The organism is Streptomyces sp. NPDC048171 (assembly GCF_043202655.1).
GTDB lineage: Bacteria > Actinomycetota > Actinomycetes > Streptomycetales > Streptomycetaceae > Streptomyces.
Genome location: NZ_JBIDAU010000001.1, coordinates 497,267 through 514,620 on the forward strand (window position 1 = coordinate 497,267; position 17,354 = coordinate 514,620).

Genomic DNA, 17,354 nt, shown 5'->3' on the forward strand with positions numbered 1-17,354 from the left:
GGTCTGGGACAGCACTACGGGCGGTAGTTGGGACTGGGGTCGGTCGAAGGTGGTTGCCGGTGACTTCGACGGTGACGGTCGTGGTGATGTGGGTGTGCTGTACGGCTACGGGCAGGGGAGTGACGGGGCCAATCGGACCGCGCTGTGGACGCTGACCAGTAATGGCTCCGGGTTCGGCAAGCCCGTGAAGGTCTGGGACAGCGCGGGGTCGATCAGCTGGGACTGGGAGCGGTCCAAGGTGACGTCGGGCGACTTCGACGGTGACGGTCGTGGTGACGTGGGTGTGCTGTACGACAACGGCCAGGGGAGTGACGGGGTCGGTCGGACCGCCCTGTGGACGCTGACCAGCAACGGTTCCGGGTTCGGTGGGCCCGTGCGCAAGTGGGACAGCTCCGCGTTCGGCAGCTGGAGCTGGGGACGCAGCGAACTCACCTGACCGCATCCGGGCGGGGCGTTTCGGCGTCTGTGCCGGTATGGAGCTTGAGAAGCGGCCCGAGGGCCGTCCGCAGGAGCCGCCGCGGCGATCGGACCCGGAGGGGTGCGTCGCCGCGGCGGTCCGCGTTCCGGTGCGGATCGTCGCCCTGGTGCTGGTCGTACCGGTACGCATGGCGTGGGACGTGCTGGTCGTCGCCGGGCGGTTCCTGCGGGACACCGTGTTCCGCCCGGCCGGACGGGCGCTGGCCTGGCTCGGGCGGCTCCTGTTCGTGTGGCCGCTGGTCGGGATCTGGCGGTACGCCGTCGTGCCGCTGGGCAAGGGCGTGGCCTTCCTCGGGCGCGTGCTGCTCGTGGTGCCGGCGGTGTGGCTGTACCGGAGGGTGCTGACGCCGGCGGGGCGCGGGCTGTACGCGGCTCTCGCCTGGCTGGGGCGGTACCTCGTCGTCGTACCCGCCGCCTGGCTCTACGCCTGGCTGCTCACGCCGGTGGGTCACGCGCTCGCGTGGTGCGGGAGAGGGCTCGCCTGGTGTCTCGGCATGATCGCCACCGGTGTCGGCGCGGTCCTCACCGGTGTCGGCGCGGTCCTCTACTGGACCGCCCGGGTGCTGGTGGTCCTGCCCGCTCTGGCCCTGTGGCGGTGGGTGCTCACCCCGGTGGGCCGGGTCCTCGCGGTGATCGGCAGGGAGGTCGTGGACGCCCTCGGGCACGCCTGGCGGATCGCGGGGTACGTCTCGCGCGCCTTCGGGCGGTTCCTCGGCACCCTGTGGCGGTGGACCGTGGCCGAACCGGCCCGCTGGGCGTACCGGAGCGTGCTCACCCCGGTGGGCCACGCCGTGCGGGACACCGTCCTGCGGCCCCTGGCGGACGCCGGACGTGCCGCCGGGCGGGTGACCCGGCAGGCTCTCGCCGCCGCCCGGCTGACCGTGCGGCAGACCCGCGCCGACGTACGCCGGGCCCTCTTCGGGGAGCCCGCGAAGCCGCGGCCGGTCGACCGGCGGGAACCATCCGTCGCCGAGGCACGTACTCTTGGTAGTAGTACGACCGCTCTCACGAAGGACTGAACGACACTGGGCAAGCGACAGCCCGAAGGCCCGCCGCCCGTACCCGCGGTGCAGCGCATTCGACTGCGCTACACCAAGCGCGGCCGCCTCCGGTTCACCAGCCACCGTGACTTCCAGCGTGCCTTCGAGCGCGCGCTGCGCCGCGCCGAGGTGCCCATGGCGTACTCGGCGGGGTTCACGCCCCACCCGAAGGTGTCGTACGCCAATGCCGCACCCACCGGCACGGGCAGTGAGGCGGAGTACCTGGAGATCGCGCTCACCGCGGCGCGTGACCCGGAGCAGCTCAAGGTGCTTCTCGACGCGTCGCTGCCCGCCGGGCTCGACGTCGTCGACGCGGTCGAGGCCCGGACCTCCGGGCTCGCCGACCGGCTGACGGCATCGGTGTGGGAGCTGCGGCTGGACGGGGTGGAGCCCGCGGACGCCGAGCGCGCCGTGGCGGCCTTCAACTCGGCCCCGGACGTGGAGGTCCAGCGCCGGACCAAGAACGGCGTCCGCACCTTCGACGCCCGCTCCGCCGTCGCGAGCCTGGAGAGCGCCACCACGCACGGTTCACCGGCTGATAGGCCGACCGACCAGCCCTGTGCGATACTGCGGCTGGTTGTTCGGCACGTGACGCCTGCCGTACGACCCGACGACGTCCTGTCCGGTCTTCGCGCCGTGGCCGACCTGGCGCCGCCGGTCCCCGCAGCGGTGACCAGGCTGGCGCAGGGGCTGTTCGATGAAGAGACCGGTGCGGTGACCGACCCGCTCGCGCCCGACCGCGAGGCAGAAGCGCCCGAGCCGCAACCGGCCGCCGCTCCCGCCGCCGCGAAGGCGCCCGCGTAGGGAAGGTTCCGCTCAAGGACGGACGTCGTAGCGCCGCCCTCGAACTCGGGAGCCACCTGGGTCGGGCAGCGCACCGACCACAAGACTTTCGCCAGGCCGTACCCGCCAAGGGGTACGGAACCGGCGAGACAAGACACGGAGAGCTTCCGAGCGGCGCCCGCGCCCCGGACGGCGGCGACGCGCACCGCGCGAGCCGCGGACGTCACCGGCGGTCGATCAGATCGACGCCGGGCCTGGTGTGCGGCGCCCGGGAGCCTGACGGGAGAAAGCCCCGCATGCTCGAACCGACCGAACCCACCGAGTCGTCGACCGCCTCGACCGACTCCGAGTCGAACACCCCGAGCGACACCCTGCCGCCGCGCCGTCGGCGCAGGGCCGCTTCCCGCCCGGCGGGCCCGCCGTCCGGCGGTTCCGACGCGCCGGCCGAGACCGTCGCGCCCGCCGAGGTGACCGCCGCGACCGACGAGGCGGAAGAGACCGAGGAGACGGAGGCCGCGCAGGCCGCCGCTCCGGCCCCCGAGGCCGCCCCCGCCCGGCCGCGGCGCCGTGCGGTCCGCCGCGCCTCCGCGCCCGCCGGCACCCCGACGTCGACGGAGGCGGCCGAGACCGTCGTCGCGGCGCCCTCCGGTGCCGAGGCGCCCGTCGCCGAGCCGGTCGCCGAGGCCGGTGAGGTCACCGAGGACCCCGCGCCGCGCCGCAGCCGCCGCCGGGCCACGCGCAGCGTCACCACGCCCGCCGAGCCGGCCGCCGCCGAGACCGCAGCGGCCGCCCCCGCCGAGCCCACCGCCGCCGCGGACGCCGAGCCCGCCGCCGCTCCCGTCGCCGTGACGGACGCCGAGGACGCCGCGCCCAAGGGCCGCACCCGCCGTCGGGCCACGCGCCGTGTGACGGCCCCGGCCGAGGCGCCCGCCGAGGCCGCCGCCGAGGTGAGCGAGCCCGCCCCCGAACCCGTCCGTGAAGCCGCCCCCGAGGCCGCCAAGGACGCCGAGACCTCCGCTGCCGCGCCCGCCGAGCCGGCCGAGGACGCCGCTCCGCGCCGTGCGCGCCGCCGCTCCACCCGTAAGGCGGCCGGCGGCTTCGCCGCGCCGGCGCAGACCGCCGCCGCCTCCGACGACGCCGACGCGCCCAAGCGCCCGTCCCGGCCCGCCGTCGCCGTGTTCCAGGCGCCCGTTTTCGCCGAGCCGCAGTTCCAGACGCCCGAGCGGGCCGCCGCCGAAGCCGCCGCCGAGGCGGCCGGTGCCGAGCCGGCGAAGCCCGCCGAGGTGGCCGAGGAGCAGTCCGAGGACCAGGCCGCTGGGTCGCGTCGCCGTCGCCGCCGCAGGGGCGCCGAGGAGGGCACCGAGGACCGGACGCCCGCCGCCGCGCAGGACGAGCGGGAGACCGACGCCCGCGCCGACTCCGACACCGACAACGACTCCGACGAGTCGGGCGAGGACCACGACGACGCCGACGGCTCCGAGGAGTCCGGCTCGCGCCGCCGCCGGCGCCGGGGCGGCCGTCGTCGTCGCCGCGGCGACTCCGCCGACGGCGACCTGAACGACGGCGAGGGCGAGCAGACCGCCGCCGATCAGGCCGACCAGGCCGATCAGGACGCCGCGGACACCGCCGAGCAGGCCGAGGACGACGCCGAGGAGGGCGCGGAGTCCGCCGGTGACGGTGGCGGCTCCAGCAGCAGCCGTCGCCGTCGCCGCCGTCGCCGCCGGGCCGGGGACGGCTCCGGGGACGGCGACGCGTCCACCGACGACCCCGAGCGCACCGTCGTCAAGGTCCGCGAGCCCCGCCCGCCGCGGGAGAAGAGCGAGCCCTCCGACGAGGTGCAGTCCATCAAGGGCTCGACCCGCCTGGAGGCCAAGAAGCAGCGCCGCCGCGAGGGCCGCGAGCAGGGCCGCCGGCGCGTGCCGATCATCACCGAGGCCGAGTTCCTGGCCCGCCGCGAGGCCGTCGAGCGCGTCATGGTCGTGCGCCAGCACGGCGAGCGCACGCAGATCGGCGTCCTGGAGGACGGCGTGCTCGTCGAGCACTACGTCAACAAGGAGCAGGCCACCTCGTACGTCGGCAACGTCTACCTCGGCAAGGTGCAGAACGTGCTGCCGTCGATGGAGGCCGCCTTCATCGACATCGGCAAGGGCCGCAACGCCGTCCTGTACGCCGGCGAGGTCAACTTCGAGGCGCTGGGCATGGCGAACGGCCCGCGGCGCATCGAGTCCGCCCTCAAGTCCGGCCAGTCGGTCCTGGTGCAGGTCACCAAGGACCCGATCGGCCACAAGGGCGCCCGCCTGACCAGCCAGGTCTCGCTGCCCGGCCGCTACCTGGTCTACGTGCCCGAGGGCTCGATGACCGGCATCAGCCGCAAGCTGCCCGACACCGAGCGGTCCCGGCTGAAGACCATCCTCAAGAAGATCGTCCCCGAGGACGCGGGCGTCATCGTGCGCACCGCGGCCGAGGGCGCCAGCGAGGACGAGCTGCGCCGCGACGTCGAGCGGCTCCAGGCGCAGTGGGAGGACATCCAGAAGAAGGCCAAGGGCGGCAACGCGCCGACGCTGCTCTACGGCGAGCCGGACATGACCGTCCGGGTCGTGCGCGACATCTTCAACGAGGACTTCTCCCAGGTCGTCGTCAGCGGTGACGACGCCTGGCAGACCATCCACGGCTACGTGTCCCACGTGGCGCCGGACCTCGCCGACCGGCTGTCGAAGTGGACCAGCGAGGTCGACGTCTTCGCGACGTACCGGATCGACGAGCAGCTCGCCAAGGCGCTGGACCGCAAGGTCTGGCTGCCCAGCGGCGGTTCGCTGGTGATCGACCGGACCGAGGCGATGATCGTCGTCGACGTCAACACCGGCAAGTTCACCGGCCAGGGCGGCAACCTGGAGGAGACGGTCACCAGGAACAACCTGGAGGCGGCCGAGGAGATCGTGCGCCAGCTCCGGCTGCGCGACCTCGGCGGCATCATCGTCATCGACTTCATCGACATGGTGCTGGAGTCCAACCGGGACCTGGTGCTGCGGCGCCTGCTCGAGTGCCTGGGCCGGGACCGTACGAAGCACCAGGTCGCCGAGGTGACCTCGCTGGGTCTGGTGCAGATGACCCGCAAGCGGGTCGGCCAGGGCCTGCTCGAGTCGTTCTCGGAGACCTGCGTCCACTGCAACGGCCGCGGTGTCATCGTCCACCTCGACCAGCCGACCGCGGCCGGTGGCGGCGGTGGCGGGAGCAAGCGCCGCAAGCGGGCGCGTGCCGGGGCCGACCAGCCGCACGAGCACGAGGCCGTGGCCGGCGTCGAGACCGGTCCGACGGCGGAGCAGGAGGCGGACACCGAGTCCGAGACCGAGGTCGCCGCGGAGGTGGCCGAGCCGGTCGCCCTCCCGGAGCCCGACTTCACCCCGGACGAGGAGCTGTACAGCAGCGCCGCCGAGGCCGAGGCGGCCGCCACGCGCGGTCGTGGCCGGCGTCGCGCGAGCCGTCGGGCGTCGGCCCCGGCGGGCGCGCCCAAGGCCGGCAAGGGCGAGCCCGCGCCCGCCGAGGGCCCGACCGCGCAGGACGTCACGGTGCGGGAGGAGGTCGAGCGTCCCGTGCGGCGCGAGCCCGCCGCCGAGGTGCTGGCCGAGCCCGCGGCCGTCGAGGACGCGGTCGCCGGCGGCCACGTCACGGCACCCGCCGAGGCGCCGGCGCCCGCCGCCGAGGAGGCCGCGCCCAAGGGCCGTACCCGCCGCCGGGCCACCCGGAAGGTGTCCGCACCGGCCGGTTCGCCCGCGGGTGCGGAGGCCGCCGTGCTGACGGTGCCCGAGACCGCGCAGGCCGAGCAGGCGCCTCAGGTGCCCGCCGAGGCCCCCGCGGAGCCCGCCGTCGAGGAGGCGGCCCCGGCCCGTCCGCGCCGCCGGGCGGTGCGCAAGTCCACCGCGCCCACCGCGTCCGAGGAGGCGGCCGTCATGGTCGTCCCGTCGGCCGGGCCGGAGGAGGAGCGGGCCGAGCAGGTCGCGTCGGACGCGGAGGCCGCCGAGGAGGCCGCCCCGGCCAAGAAGGCGGCGGCCCGCAAGACGGCCAAGAAGGCGACGGCGAAGAAGGCCGCCACCAAGAAGACCGCGGCCAAGAAGACGACGACCGCCAAGAAGGCCACGGCCAAGAAGGCGGCCAAGACGACGACCGCCAAGAAGACCACGGCCAAGAAGACGGCGTCGAAGAAGACCGCGGCCGCGGCGCAGCAGGCACCGTCCTCGGTCACGGCCGCCACCGACGAGGGCTGATCCGGCACCCGTCGCAGACCCTGTGGCCCCGTTCGCCCGGCATCCGGGCGGGCGGGGCCACGGTGCGCGGGCGGACAGGGGCCCGGTTTGACCCCTGTCGTGCGGCCCCGTAATCTTGAGCGTCGGCGTGTCGAGTGACGCGTCACATCCCCGTAAACCTCTTTCCTTCCGGGTACGGGCCCTCGCGGGCCACGGCCGGGAGAGGCTGTCCGTGTGTCACCGGGTGGCTGGACTGCGGGGGTGCCGTTCCCGAGCGAGAGAGTGAGATCCGCGTGTACGCCATCGTGCGCAGCGGTGGTCGCCAGCACAAGGTTGCTGTCGGCGACATCGTTGAGGTTGACAAGATTTCCACCGGCAAGGTCGGCGACACGGTCGAGCTCTCGACCCTGCTCGTCGTCGACGGCGACGCTGTGACCAGCGACCCGTGGGTGCTGGCCGGCATCAAGGTCCAGGCCGAGATCGTGGACCACCACAAGGGCCAGAAGATCGACATTCTGCGCTACAAGAACAAGACCGGCTACCGCCGTCGTCAGGGCCACCGCCAGCAGTACACGGCGATCAAGGTCACTGAGATCCCCGCGGCTGCGAAGTAAGGGACTGAGGAGACATGGCACACAAGAAGGGCGCATCGTCCACCCGGAACGGTCGCGACTCGAATGCCCAGCGGCTCGGCGTGAAGCGCTTCGGCGGTCAGGCCGTCAACGCGGGTGAGATCCTGGTCCGTCAGCGCGGCACCCACTTCCACCCGGGCTCCGGCGTCGGCCGTGGCGGCGACGACACGCTGTTCGCCCTGCAGGCCGGTGCGGTGCAGTTCGGCACCCACCGTGGCCGCAAGGTCGTGAACATCGTCCCGGTCGCCTGACCGGACACTTTCGCGAGGCGGGCCTCACTTCCCCGAGGGGAAGCGGGTCCGCCTTTCGCGTGTTACCCAAGAGACATCCCCGCAGTAAGCAGTAACTGGAGGCACATCCCATGACCACCTTCGTGGACCGCGTCGAGCTGCACGTCGCCGCGGGTAACGGAGGCCACGGCTGTGCCTCCGTCCACCGGGAGAAGTTCAAGCCGCTCGGCGGCCCGGACGGCGGCAACGGCGGCCGGGGCGGCGACGTCATCCTCACCGTGGACCAGTCCGTGACCACGCTCCTCGACTACCACCACTCGCCGCACCGCAAGGCCACCAACGGCAAGCCCGGTGAGGGCGGCAACCGCGCCGGCAAGGACGGCCAGGACCTGGTCCTGCCCGTTCCCGACGGCACCGTGGTCCTCGACAAGGCGGGCAACGTCCTCGCCGACCTGGTCGGCCACGGCACCTCCTACGTCGCCGCGCAGGGCGGCCGGGGCGGCCTCGGCAACGCGGCGCTGGCCTCGGCGCGGCGCAAGGCGCCCGGCTTCGCGCTGCTCGGCGAGCCCGGCGACCTCCAGGACATCCACCTGGAGCTGAAGACCGTCGCCGACGTGGCGCTGGTCGGCTACCCGAGCGCCGGCAAGTCCTCGCTGATCTCCGTACTGAGCGCTGCCAAGCCGAAGATCGCCGACTACCCCTTCACGACGCTCATCCCGAACCTGGGCGTGGTGACGGCCGGTGAGACCGTCTACACCGTCGCGGACGTCCCCGGTCTCATCCCCGGCGCCAGCCAGGGCAAGGGCCTCGGCCTGGAGTTCCTGCGGCACGTGGAGCGGTGCAGCGTGCTGGTGCACGTCCTGGACACGGCGACGCTGGAGTCCGAGCGCGACCCGCTCTCCGACCTGGACGTCATCGAGGCCGAGCTGCGGGAGTACGGCGGCCTGGACAACCGGCCCCGGATCGTCGTCCTCAACAAGATCGACGTACCCGACGGCAAGGACCTCGCCGAGATGGTCCGCCCGGACCTGGAGGAGCGCGGCTACCGCGTCTTCGAGGCGTCCGCGGTGGCCCACATGGGCCTCAAGGAGCTGTCCTTCGCTCTGGCCGAGCTGGTGGCCGGGGCGCGTGCCGCCCGGCCCAAGGAGGAGGCCACGCGGGTCGTCATCCGGCCCAAGGCCGTGGACGAAGCCGGCTTCACCGTCACCCGCGAGGAGGACGGCCTGTTCCGGGTGCGCGGCGAGAAGCCCGAACGCTGGGTGCGCCAGACCGATTTCAACAACGACGAGGCCGTCGGCTACCTGTCCGACCGGCTCGCCCGCCTCGGCGTCGAGGACCGGCTGATGAAGGCCGGCGCCCGCAACGGCGACGGTGTGGCGATCGGCCCCGAGGACAACGCGGTCGTCTTCGACTGGGAGCCGACGGTGACGGCCGGCGCCGAGATGCTCGGCCGCCGAGGCGAGGACCACCGCTTCGAGGCCCCCCGGCCGGCCGCCCAGCGCCGCCGCGACCGGGATGCCGAACGGGACGACGCGGAGCGGGAGTTCGACGGCTTCGAGCCGTTCTGAGCCCGCCCTCTGGAACCGAAGCCCTGCGGACGGCATCTTGCTGTTCGCAGGGTTACACAGGTGTGGCAGGGCCGTGATCCGCTGTCGAGCAGCCATGTGTACTTTGTGAGGAGGGTGTGGCCACTGTGCGTGGCCCGGGGCGGGGAAGCGGACTGACCATCCGTCCCCGGAAGCAGAGAGAAGCAGCAAAGTGAAGATCGCATTTCTCGTTCGGGACCTCTGCCACATGGGGGGCGTGGTCAGCGCGACGCAGAACCTCGCCGGGGCGCTCGCCGAACGGCACGACGTCGAGATCGTCGCGCTGCGCAAGGTGCGCGACGAGTCCTACTTCCCGCTGGACCCGCGGGTCTCCGTCCGGGTGCTCAGCGACATGCGTCCGGACTCCCCGGTCTCCGACGTGGACAACCCGCTGTCCGAGAAGTTCCCGCTGATCTACCCGCTGAACGCCGGTGCCAAGACGCCGGTGGTGAGCAGGCTCGCGGAACTGCGGCTCCTCGAGTACTTCGACACCACCGACGCGGACGTGATCGTCAGCTCCAGCCCACGCAACACGATCATGCTGGCGCAGGCCCGCGGTGACTACCTGAAGGTCACCCAGGAGCACTCGATGCCCGCCATCTACGCCACGGACATCAAGGAACGCCTCTTCCCGGCCTACCGGTACCTGCACGCCCTGACGGCGCTCACCCCGGAGGAGGTCGCCGCCATCGCCCGGCAGGTGCCCGCGGTGCGCAACCGCCTGGCGGTGATGCCCAACTGCGTGCCCGCCTCCACCATCCGGTCCACCGGCACCAACAAGGTCGTGGTCTCGGCCGGTCACCTGACGGACAACAAGAACCACGCCCTGCTGATCGAGGCGTTCGCCCGGGTCCACGCCGACGCGCCGGACTGGACGCTGCGCATCTACGGCCACGGCGCCGAGAAGAAGAAGCTCCGGGCCCGTATCGAGGAACTGGGGCTGTCCAACAGCATCCTGCTGATGGGGCAGACCTCGCCCGTCACCCCGGAGTTCGGCAAGGGCTCGATCTTCGTCCTGCCCTCCAAGCGCGAGGCGTTCGGCAACGTCGTCGTGGAGGCGATGGCCGCCGGGCTCCCCGTCGTCGCCACGGACGCCGACCACGGGCCGCGCAACATCCTCACCGACGGCGAGGACGGCCTGATCGTCCCGCGCGGTGACGTCGACGCGATGGCCGCCGCGATCCGCAGCCTGGTCCAGGACGACGAACTGCGGCTCAAGATGTCCGCCGCGGGCATCCGCAACGCCGAGCGCTTCCACGAGCGGGCGAGCCGCGAGCGCTTCGAGGCCATCCTCCGGGAGGCCCTCGCCCGCAAGGAACTGCCCCGCCACGCCACCGCCCGGGTCGACCGGCAGGGCTCGGTGCACGTCGCCGTGGGCACGCTGCCGCCGAGCGCCGGACAGGCCGACCTCGTCCTGCGCAAGGGCGGGGCCGGCACCGAGGAGCACCGCTTCCCGTTCTCCGCCGCCGGCGACGCCGTCGTGCCCTGGGACGCCGGAGTACCGCACGGCACCTGGGAGCTGACCCTGGCCAGCCGCGAGGGCGACCGCGAGGTGGCGCTGGGCACCGACGGCTACGGCTGCGACACCCGCGACCTGCTCGCCGTCGAACTGCCGCGCCCGCAGGGGCCCTCCCTGGCGCTGCTGCTGCCGCACATGCACGAGGACGGCGGACTGCGGCTGCGCAGCGCCCTGCGCGACGCCCACGCCGAGGTCGGCCCGGTCAGGGTCGACGAGCGGACCATCGCCGTCCAGGCGGAGCTGTGGGGCGCCGAGGCCACCGCGGACGCCGTCGTGGAGGCCGTGCATCGCAAGGACAAGGAGCGGGTGCTGACCTTCCCGCTGCGCGCCGAGGGCGACGGCCGGGTCGCGGTCGACATCGACTGCGCGGCGCTGGTGCGGGCGCACACCGAGGCCGACGAACCCGAGGTGATCTGGGACTTCTTCCTGCGCACGGCGGCCGGCGCGCCCCGCGTGCAGCTGGCGAAGCTGGCCACCGACGTGCTGGCCCCGATCAACGTGTTCACCTTCCCGCGTCCGGTGCTCAGCGAGGCCGCCGCGGCCCCGCCGACCGTGCTGACCCGGGCCGTGCGCAAGTCCCGCCGGGCCCTCGGACAGACGCCCGCGCCGCTGCCGCCCACCCGGCGGCGCACGGAGCTGCGGCCCTACTTCACCGCCGCCTGCCAGTTCGCGGTGAAGACCGTGCGGCTCTGACCCGCGCGCGACGCCGAAAGGGCGGGGCCCGGAGGATCGTCTCCTCCGGGCCCCGCCCTTTCGTGTGATCCGCGCGGTCAGCTCTCCCGCGCCTGCTCCAGCATCCGGTCGACGACCCGCGCGGACGCGTTGCCGTCGTCCAGGTCGCAGAAGAGGTGGTGGAAGCGGTCGAACCGCTCCTGGTACTCCGCCTGCACCTGGTCGATGTCGCGGATCGCGTCGACCAGCTCCTTGGAGTTGCCGATCAGCGGACCGGGGGAGTCCTGCTCGAAGTCGAAGTAGAACCCGCGCAGCGTGTCCCGGTAGTGCTCCAGGTCGTACGTGAAGAACAGCATCGGGCGCTTCAGGTGCGCGTAGTCGAACATCACCGACGAGTAGTCCGTGATCATGATGTCCGCCGCGAGGTACAGGTCGGCGATGTCCGGGTACTCCGAGGCGTCCCAGACGAAGCCGTTGCCCGCGCCGGGCACCGCGTCCACCACGTTGGAGTGGCGGCGGATCAGCAGGACGTGGTCGTCGCCGAGGCGGCGCTGGGCGTCCTCCAGGTCGATGCGCAGGTCGAACAGGTACTGCCCGGCGCTGTGCGACTGGTCGTCGCGCCAGGTCGGCGCGTACAGCACGACCTTCTTGCCCTCGGGCAGCCCGAGCGCCTTCTTGACCCGGGCGGCGATCGCGTCCCGCTCGGGCGAGTACAGGTAGTCGTTGCGGGGGTAGCCCGCCTCCTGGATCTCACCGTCGTAGGAGAACGCCCGCTTCAGGATCGGCGTGCTGAAGCGGTTGGAGGACACCAGCAGGCTCCACTGCTTCGCCTCCAGCGCCAGCTTCTCCTGGTAGCGCCGGTCGAAGTGCAGCGTGTCGATGTCGTGCCCGATCTTCTTCAGCATCGTGCCGTGCCAGGTCTGCACGATCGACTGCCCCGGGCGGCGCACGATCCAGTCGGGAAGGTGGCCGTTGGTGACGATGTAGCGGCTGGAGGCCAGCGCCTCGTACCACTCCTTGCCCCACATGCGGATCTTCTCGACCCCGTCGGGCAGGTTGACCTGGCCGTCACGGACCGCCCACAGGTGCTTGACGTCCAGGCCGCGGCGCACCACTTCCTCGTACATCGCGCGCGGGCTGTCGGAGAACTGCTTGCCGTTGTAGCTCAGGTAGAAGACCTGGTCCTTGAGCGGCTGCTGGAACAGCGGCTCGTACACCTCGCTGCGCAGCTCCCGCTGGCGGTACGGGCCGCGCTCCAGGTCGCTCAGCTCGGAGCGGGCGTTGAGCTGCGGGAAGTCGCCCCAGCGGTTCTCCAGCCAGTAGCGGCGGCCGCCCAGTTCGGCCTGGACCGGGAACGAGTCCGAGGCCAGCCGGTCGACCACGAAGGGCACGTCGGGCGTGCCCTCCTCGTCGGGCCGCAGGAAGAGGTTCCAGCGGCCGGCCCGCAGCGGGACACTGCCGTCGCCGCCGAGGCTGGAGGGGTCGAAGGAGACCTCGAAGCGGCCGTCGTCGAGCCAGCGGGTCTCGACGAAGCGCTCCTCGTAGCGGTTGCGCGGCTTGAGCAGGAAGCGGGAGCCGGACAGCCGCGGGTCGGCGTGGCCGGTGAGGGCGATCCGGCCGTCGCGCACGGTCGCCGTGTCGATCAGGGCGCGGCGGGTGCGGCCGGAGAACTTCAGGAAGCCGGTGTGACCCGCGACCACGGCCAGCTCCACCAGGCGCGACTGGTGGCCGAGGGAGGCGGGCAGCGGGAACTCGACGTCGGACAGGCCCTCCTGCATCACGGTGCCGAAGCGGCGCTCCTTGCCCTGCGGGCCGGTCGCGACCAGCACCGTGGACCAGGTCCGCTTCTCGGGCTGCGCCATCTCGTCGACGCCCTCGTGGAAGACCAGCGCCACGTCGGCCACCGGCACCTGGACCGAGAACGTCTGCCTGCCGCCCTCGCGGGCCACCGTGACGGGGTACTCGAGGGTCTCGGCCCCCTTCTGGTTCTTGACCCGCAGGACGACCTGCTCGTCCGCCGTGAGGGGCTCGCGGATCTCGCCGGTGACCTTGATCCGGTCGTCCTCCAGGGTGCGCCCGGTGATCAGTGCGCGGACCTTCTCGATGCGCAGCTTCAGCGCGCCGCGCTCGACGGACGGCAGCAGCCGGAAGTCGGGGCTCAGCCAGTGGTACGGCGGGAAGTTGCAGGCCGCGCCGCCGCTGGAGTGGACGGCGTTGCGGCGTACCAGGCCGGAGGCGAAGATGCCCAGGCCCACGTGCCACACGGCCTCCTGCCACTCGCCGCCCTTGCGGAGCCTGGCGGGGTCGATGGTGACCTCCCAGCCGGCCCAGTCGTAGTTGTAGCGGTCCTGGCCGGAGTCGGTGGTGACCTCCGGGCGCGGCACGTTGCGGGCCGGCAGCAGGATGCGGCGGCGGGAGCGGTCCTTGCGCAGCTGGAGCACCTTGACCGAGGCCTTGCGCGAGGGCAGGTCGATCTTGTCGATCCAGGCGTTGCCCGAGAGCACGAGCTTGTCGCCGGACCAGCTGACCTCCTGGAGCGGGGCGCGCATGGTCAGGTGCTGGTCGATGCGGAGCGCCTCCTTGGGCAGGTGCAGATCGGCACCTTCCAGGGAGGGGAACGAGGCGTACTTGCGCAGCAGGCCGCTGACCTCGGGCGTCTCCTTGCGGCGCTGGCCGGCCAGCAGGGCGATCAGCTCCTCCATCTGGTGCTTGCGCACCAGCAGCCACTGCACGCGCAGTTCGGCCGGGAGGTCCATGACGACCTTGGGGTCGATGCTGTCGAGGAAGCGGTTGGCCGAGCGCAGGAACTCGGTGCGGTACTCCTCGTCGCCGTCCGGCACCACGTTGAGGAACAGCCGCAGGTCGTCGCGGAGGACGCGGGTGTCGTACTCGCGCTTGAGACGGGCGAAGGTCTCGCCGGGCTGGTCGGCGAGGAAGGCGCTGATCTCCATGACGGAGGTGGTGCGGTCGCGCACACCCGCCGGGTCGGTGCGGCGCTGGGTGATCGACGGGGCGGACTCGCCCTCGCGCAGCCGCCAGTAGTAGCAGGGCTCCGAGATGACGTCGACGCTCTCGGCCAGGTAGTGGGCCCGCATGGTGACCGGGGTGTCCTCGTACAGCCGGCCCTCGGGGAAGGCGAAGCCGTTCTTCTCCCAGAAGGTGCGGCGGAAGACCTTGTTGCAGGCGATGCGGTCGGCGACCAGCTTGGCGTACCGGGATATGTGGGTGCGCACCCGGGCCTCGCCGGCCAGCATCCGCATCAGCGGCACCTGCCAGGACTTCTCGCCCTTGAGGTGGAAGACGTTGCCCGTCGCGAAGTCCGAGCCGCTCTCGTCGAGGCTGCCGACCATGAGCCGGTAGGCGTCCGGCGGGATCAGGTCGTCGCTGTCGACGAAGGTCAGGAACTCCGACTCCGGCGCGAGGTGCGCCATGCCGGTGTTGCGGGCGGCGCCGAGGCCGCCGTTCTCCTTGCGTATGAGCTTGAAGCGGGAGTCGCGGGAGGCGTACTCCTCGGCGATGGCGGCGGAGCCGTCGGGTGAACCGTCGTCCACCATCAGGACCTCAAAGTCGCGGAAGGTCTGCGCCGCGAGCGAGTCCAGACAGGCGGGGAGGTAACGCTCCACGTCGTAGATGGGGACGATGACACTGAGCCGAGGGGCCATGGCTTGGTGATCTCCTTTCGGGGTCAGGCCCGCTCGACCAGTTCGAGCGCCTGGGCGGGGGTCGGGGCGTGGTGGCGTTCGTCGAACGGAACGACGGGCAGCTGGCTCTCTTCACCGAGGAAGACGCGCCGTACGACGCGTTCGGCTGCGTGTCCGTCGTCGAATTCGCAGAAACGCCGGCGGAAGACGTCCCGCCGCTCGGTCGTCTCCGGGCTGTCGTACTCGCCGGAGGCGAGCAGCCGCAGCAGTTCCGTCTGCGTGGTGGCCACCGCGCCGGGCGGTTCCTGGAGCAGGTCGAAGTAGGTGCCGCGCACCGCGGAGTAGACGTCCCAGTCGGGGACGTAGCTGATGATCGGGCGGTCGAGGACCGCGTAGTCGAACATCGCCGAGGAGTAGTCCGTGATCAGCGCGTCGGCGGCGAGGTACAGGTCCTCCACCCGGCCGTGCCCGGACACGTCGACGATCCGGCCGGTGCGGCGCAGTTCGGCGATGTGCGGGGAGGAGCTGCCGTAGAAGTAGTGGCCGCGCACCAGGACGGTCACGTCCGGTCCCAGTTCGCCGGCGAACCGGGCCAGGTCCAGCGGCGGGGTGAAGCCCGGCTGGTACTCGCGGTGCGTCGGCATGTACAGGAACGCCTTGGCGCCGTCGGCCAGGCCCAGCGCCGCACGGGCCGCGCGCACGTCCTCGGGCGTGGCGTTCACGAGGGCGTCGTTGCGCGGGTAGCCGGTCTCCAGCGTGGTGTACGAGCAGGGGTAGACCCGCTCCCAGACCACGGTGGAGAACCGGTTGGAGCTGATGCTGTAGTCCCAGCGGTCGCACCGCTCCAGGAGCTTCTCGAAGTCCATGTCGGTGGAGGCCGGGTACTTGCGCTGGTCCAGGCCCATGGTCTTCAGCGGCGTGCCGTGATGGGTCTGCACGTGGATCTGGCCCTCGCGCTTGACCACGGAGTCGGCGAAGTTCACGTTGTTGACGAGGTACTTGGCGCGGGCCAGGGCCGCCCAGTACTCGCGGGAGCCCACCCGGACGACCTTGACGCCCTTGGGCACCAGGTGCGCGTTCTCCGCGCGCACCGCCCACACGCGGCGCATTCCGGGGGCCAGCCGGGCCAGTTCGGCGTCGATGGCGGCGGGGTTGCAGGAGACGCTGCGGCTCCAGTAGGCGGAGAACAGCACCAGGTTGTCGTCCAGCGGAAGTCTGAGCTGCGACTGGTAGAAGGCGCCCATCGCGCTCCGCTTGGAGCGGTTGAGCGCGGTGCGGGTGCGGGTCTTGACCCGCTGGCGGAACTTCACCGCCGCCAGCGCGCTCACCATGGTCGTGTACGCGTCGCGCTCCAGCATCCCGTACTTGTGGCCGCGGCCGCCGGCCGGGCGGGTCCAGCCCCCCGGCACGCGGGCCCGGTAGTCGGCCGAGGCGCGGTGGAAGAACTCGGCCCGCGCGTCCTGCGGCAGGCGGCCCGGCCGCTCCAGGATGGTCAGGTAGTGGTCGACCATCTTGCGGAACAACGGGCCGCGCCACTCGGCGAGTTCCTCGTGCGCGTCCAGGTAGTCGAAGACCCGCTGGTACTGGTCGAAGACGTCGAAGTGCTTGCGGCTGACCGTCTTGAGGATGTTGCCGCCCTCGCGCCGCTGCCGGTAGTGCACGCAGACACGGTCCAGTACGGCGATCCGCTCGGCGCTGATCATGGAGCAGAACGTCCAGGGGGCGTCCTCGTAGTACCCGGGCGGGAAGGTGAGCCCGGCCCGGGTGACGAAGTCGCGCCGGTACGCCTTGTTCCACACGATCTGGAGCAGGTCGAGCAGGCGGGGCCGCTCGGAGAGGGGGAAGGAGTCCGGGCCCTCCTCCTTGAGCAGGTCGGCCCGCAGGTTCGGGCGGACCCGGCCGTCCCAGTAGGTACGCGCGTAGTCGAAGACCAGGATCTCGGGATTGCCGGTGGCCTCCAGCCGGGCGGCAATGGCCGACAACGCGCCGTCGGACAGTGTGTCGTCACTGTCCAGGAACAACACGTAATCGCCACTTGCCTTTTCCAGACCGGCGTTGCGCGCACGCCCCAGGCCCACGTTTTCCGTGAGGTGAATCACATGAATCCGCGAGTCTCGTTTCGCGTACTCGTCGAGAATGGCACCGGACCCGTCCGGCGAACAGTCGTCGACCGCGATGATCTCGAAGTCCGTGCAGTCCTGCCCGAGTACGGAGTCAAGGCACTCGGGCAGATAGCCCTGCACCTTGTACACGGGGACAACGAGAGAGAGCTTGGGCATCCTTACAACCTGTTCCGAGATCTGACCAGGGGACCGCGGGCTGGAACCGGAACGCGCTCCGGGCATCGTTGGGCCTGGAGCGCGCCGCCGCATCAGCGTAAAGGATTCACGCGGAGTTTCCGTGGGCACGGTAGCCGGACACTCTGTGCCCTGCCACAACCGGAAATGGCCGCCATCGGCCGCTCGAATCGGCCGCGGGGAAGCACCCGGAGAACTTCCTCACATTCGGCCCCCCTGTCCTCTTTACCGACTTC

Annotated in this window: 9 protein-coding genes and 1 pseudogene; 8 read left to right on the forward strand and 2 right to left on the reverse strand. The window is 72.0% G+C overall.

The genetic code is table 11. The features are described from left to right. The 8 genes and pseudogenes from ACGF3J_RS02255 to ACGF3J_RS02290 all read left to right on the forward strand — a co-directional run. Positions 1-436: pseudogene (locus ACGF3J_RS02255) on the forward strand (esterase); the annotation flags it as partial. A gap of 37 nt (positions 437-473) precedes the next feature. Next, positions 474-1,496 carry a hypothetical protein gene (locus tag ACGF3J_RS02260; protein WP_393853408.1) on the forward strand — a complete coding sequence of 341 codons (1,023 nt, stop codon included), beginning with the start codon at positions 474-476 and terminating at the stop codon, positions 1,494-1,496. A 48-nt stretch (positions 1,497-1,544) separates the two neighbouring features. Next, positions 1,545-2,321: a TIGR03936 family radical SAM-associated protein gene (locus ACGF3J_RS02265; RefSeq protein WP_393853409.1), complete on the forward strand. Its 777-nt coding sequence runs from the start codon at positions 1,545-1,547 to the stop codon at positions 2,319-2,321. 275 nt (positions 2,322-2,596) lie between these two features. Then, positions 2,597-6,562, forward strand: coding sequence for an Rne/Rng family ribonuclease (locus ACGF3J_RS02270; protein WP_393853410.1), 3,966 nt, complete (start codon positions 2,597-2,599; stop codon positions 6,560-6,562). 272 nt (positions 6,563-6,834) lie between these two features. Further along, a complete protein-coding gene (gene rplU / locus ACGF3J_RS02275) occupies positions 6,835-7,155 on the forward strand; it encodes a 50S ribosomal protein L21 (RefSeq protein WP_003976204.1) in 321 nt (106 codons plus the stop codon). 14 nt (positions 7,156-7,169) lie between these two features. After that, entirely contained in the window at positions 7,170-7,424 is a 255-nt protein-coding gene (gene rpmA, locus ACGF3J_RS02280; protein WP_015033582.1) for a 50S ribosomal protein L27, read from the forward strand. Between the two features lie 110 nt (positions 7,425-7,534). After that, complete coding sequence (gene obgE / locus ACGF3J_RS02285) at positions 7,535-8,971, forward strand: GTPase ObgE (protein WP_161332376.1); 1,437 nt, start codon at positions 7,535-7,537, stop codon at positions 8,969-8,971. 190 nt (positions 8,972-9,161) lie between these two features. Beyond that, positions 9,162-11,201: a glycosyltransferase family 4 protein gene (locus tag ACGF3J_RS02290; protein ID WP_393853411.1), complete on the forward strand. Its 2,040-nt coding sequence runs from the start codon at positions 9,162-9,164 to the stop codon at positions 11,199-11,201. Positions 11,202-11,278: 77 nt separating this feature from the next. Here ACGF3J_RS02290 and ACGF3J_RS02295 read toward each other — a convergent pair whose 3' ends face one another. Both ACGF3J_RS02295 and ACGF3J_RS02300 read right to left on the reverse strand, forming a co-directional pair. After that, positions 11,279-14,842 (reverse strand): CDP-glycerol glycerophosphotransferase family protein, encoded by a 3,564-nt coding sequence (locus ACGF3J_RS02295; RefSeq protein WP_393853412.1) that lies wholly within the window; start codon positions 14,840-14,842, stop codon positions 11,279-11,281. A gap of 23 nt (positions 14,843-14,865) precedes the next feature. Then, entirely contained in the window at positions 14,866-17,100 is a 2,235-nt protein-coding gene (locus tag ACGF3J_RS02300) for a CDP-glycerol glycerophosphotransferase family protein (protein ID WP_393853413.1), read from the reverse strand. Between the last annotated feature and the right edge of the window lie 254 nt (positions 17,101-17,354).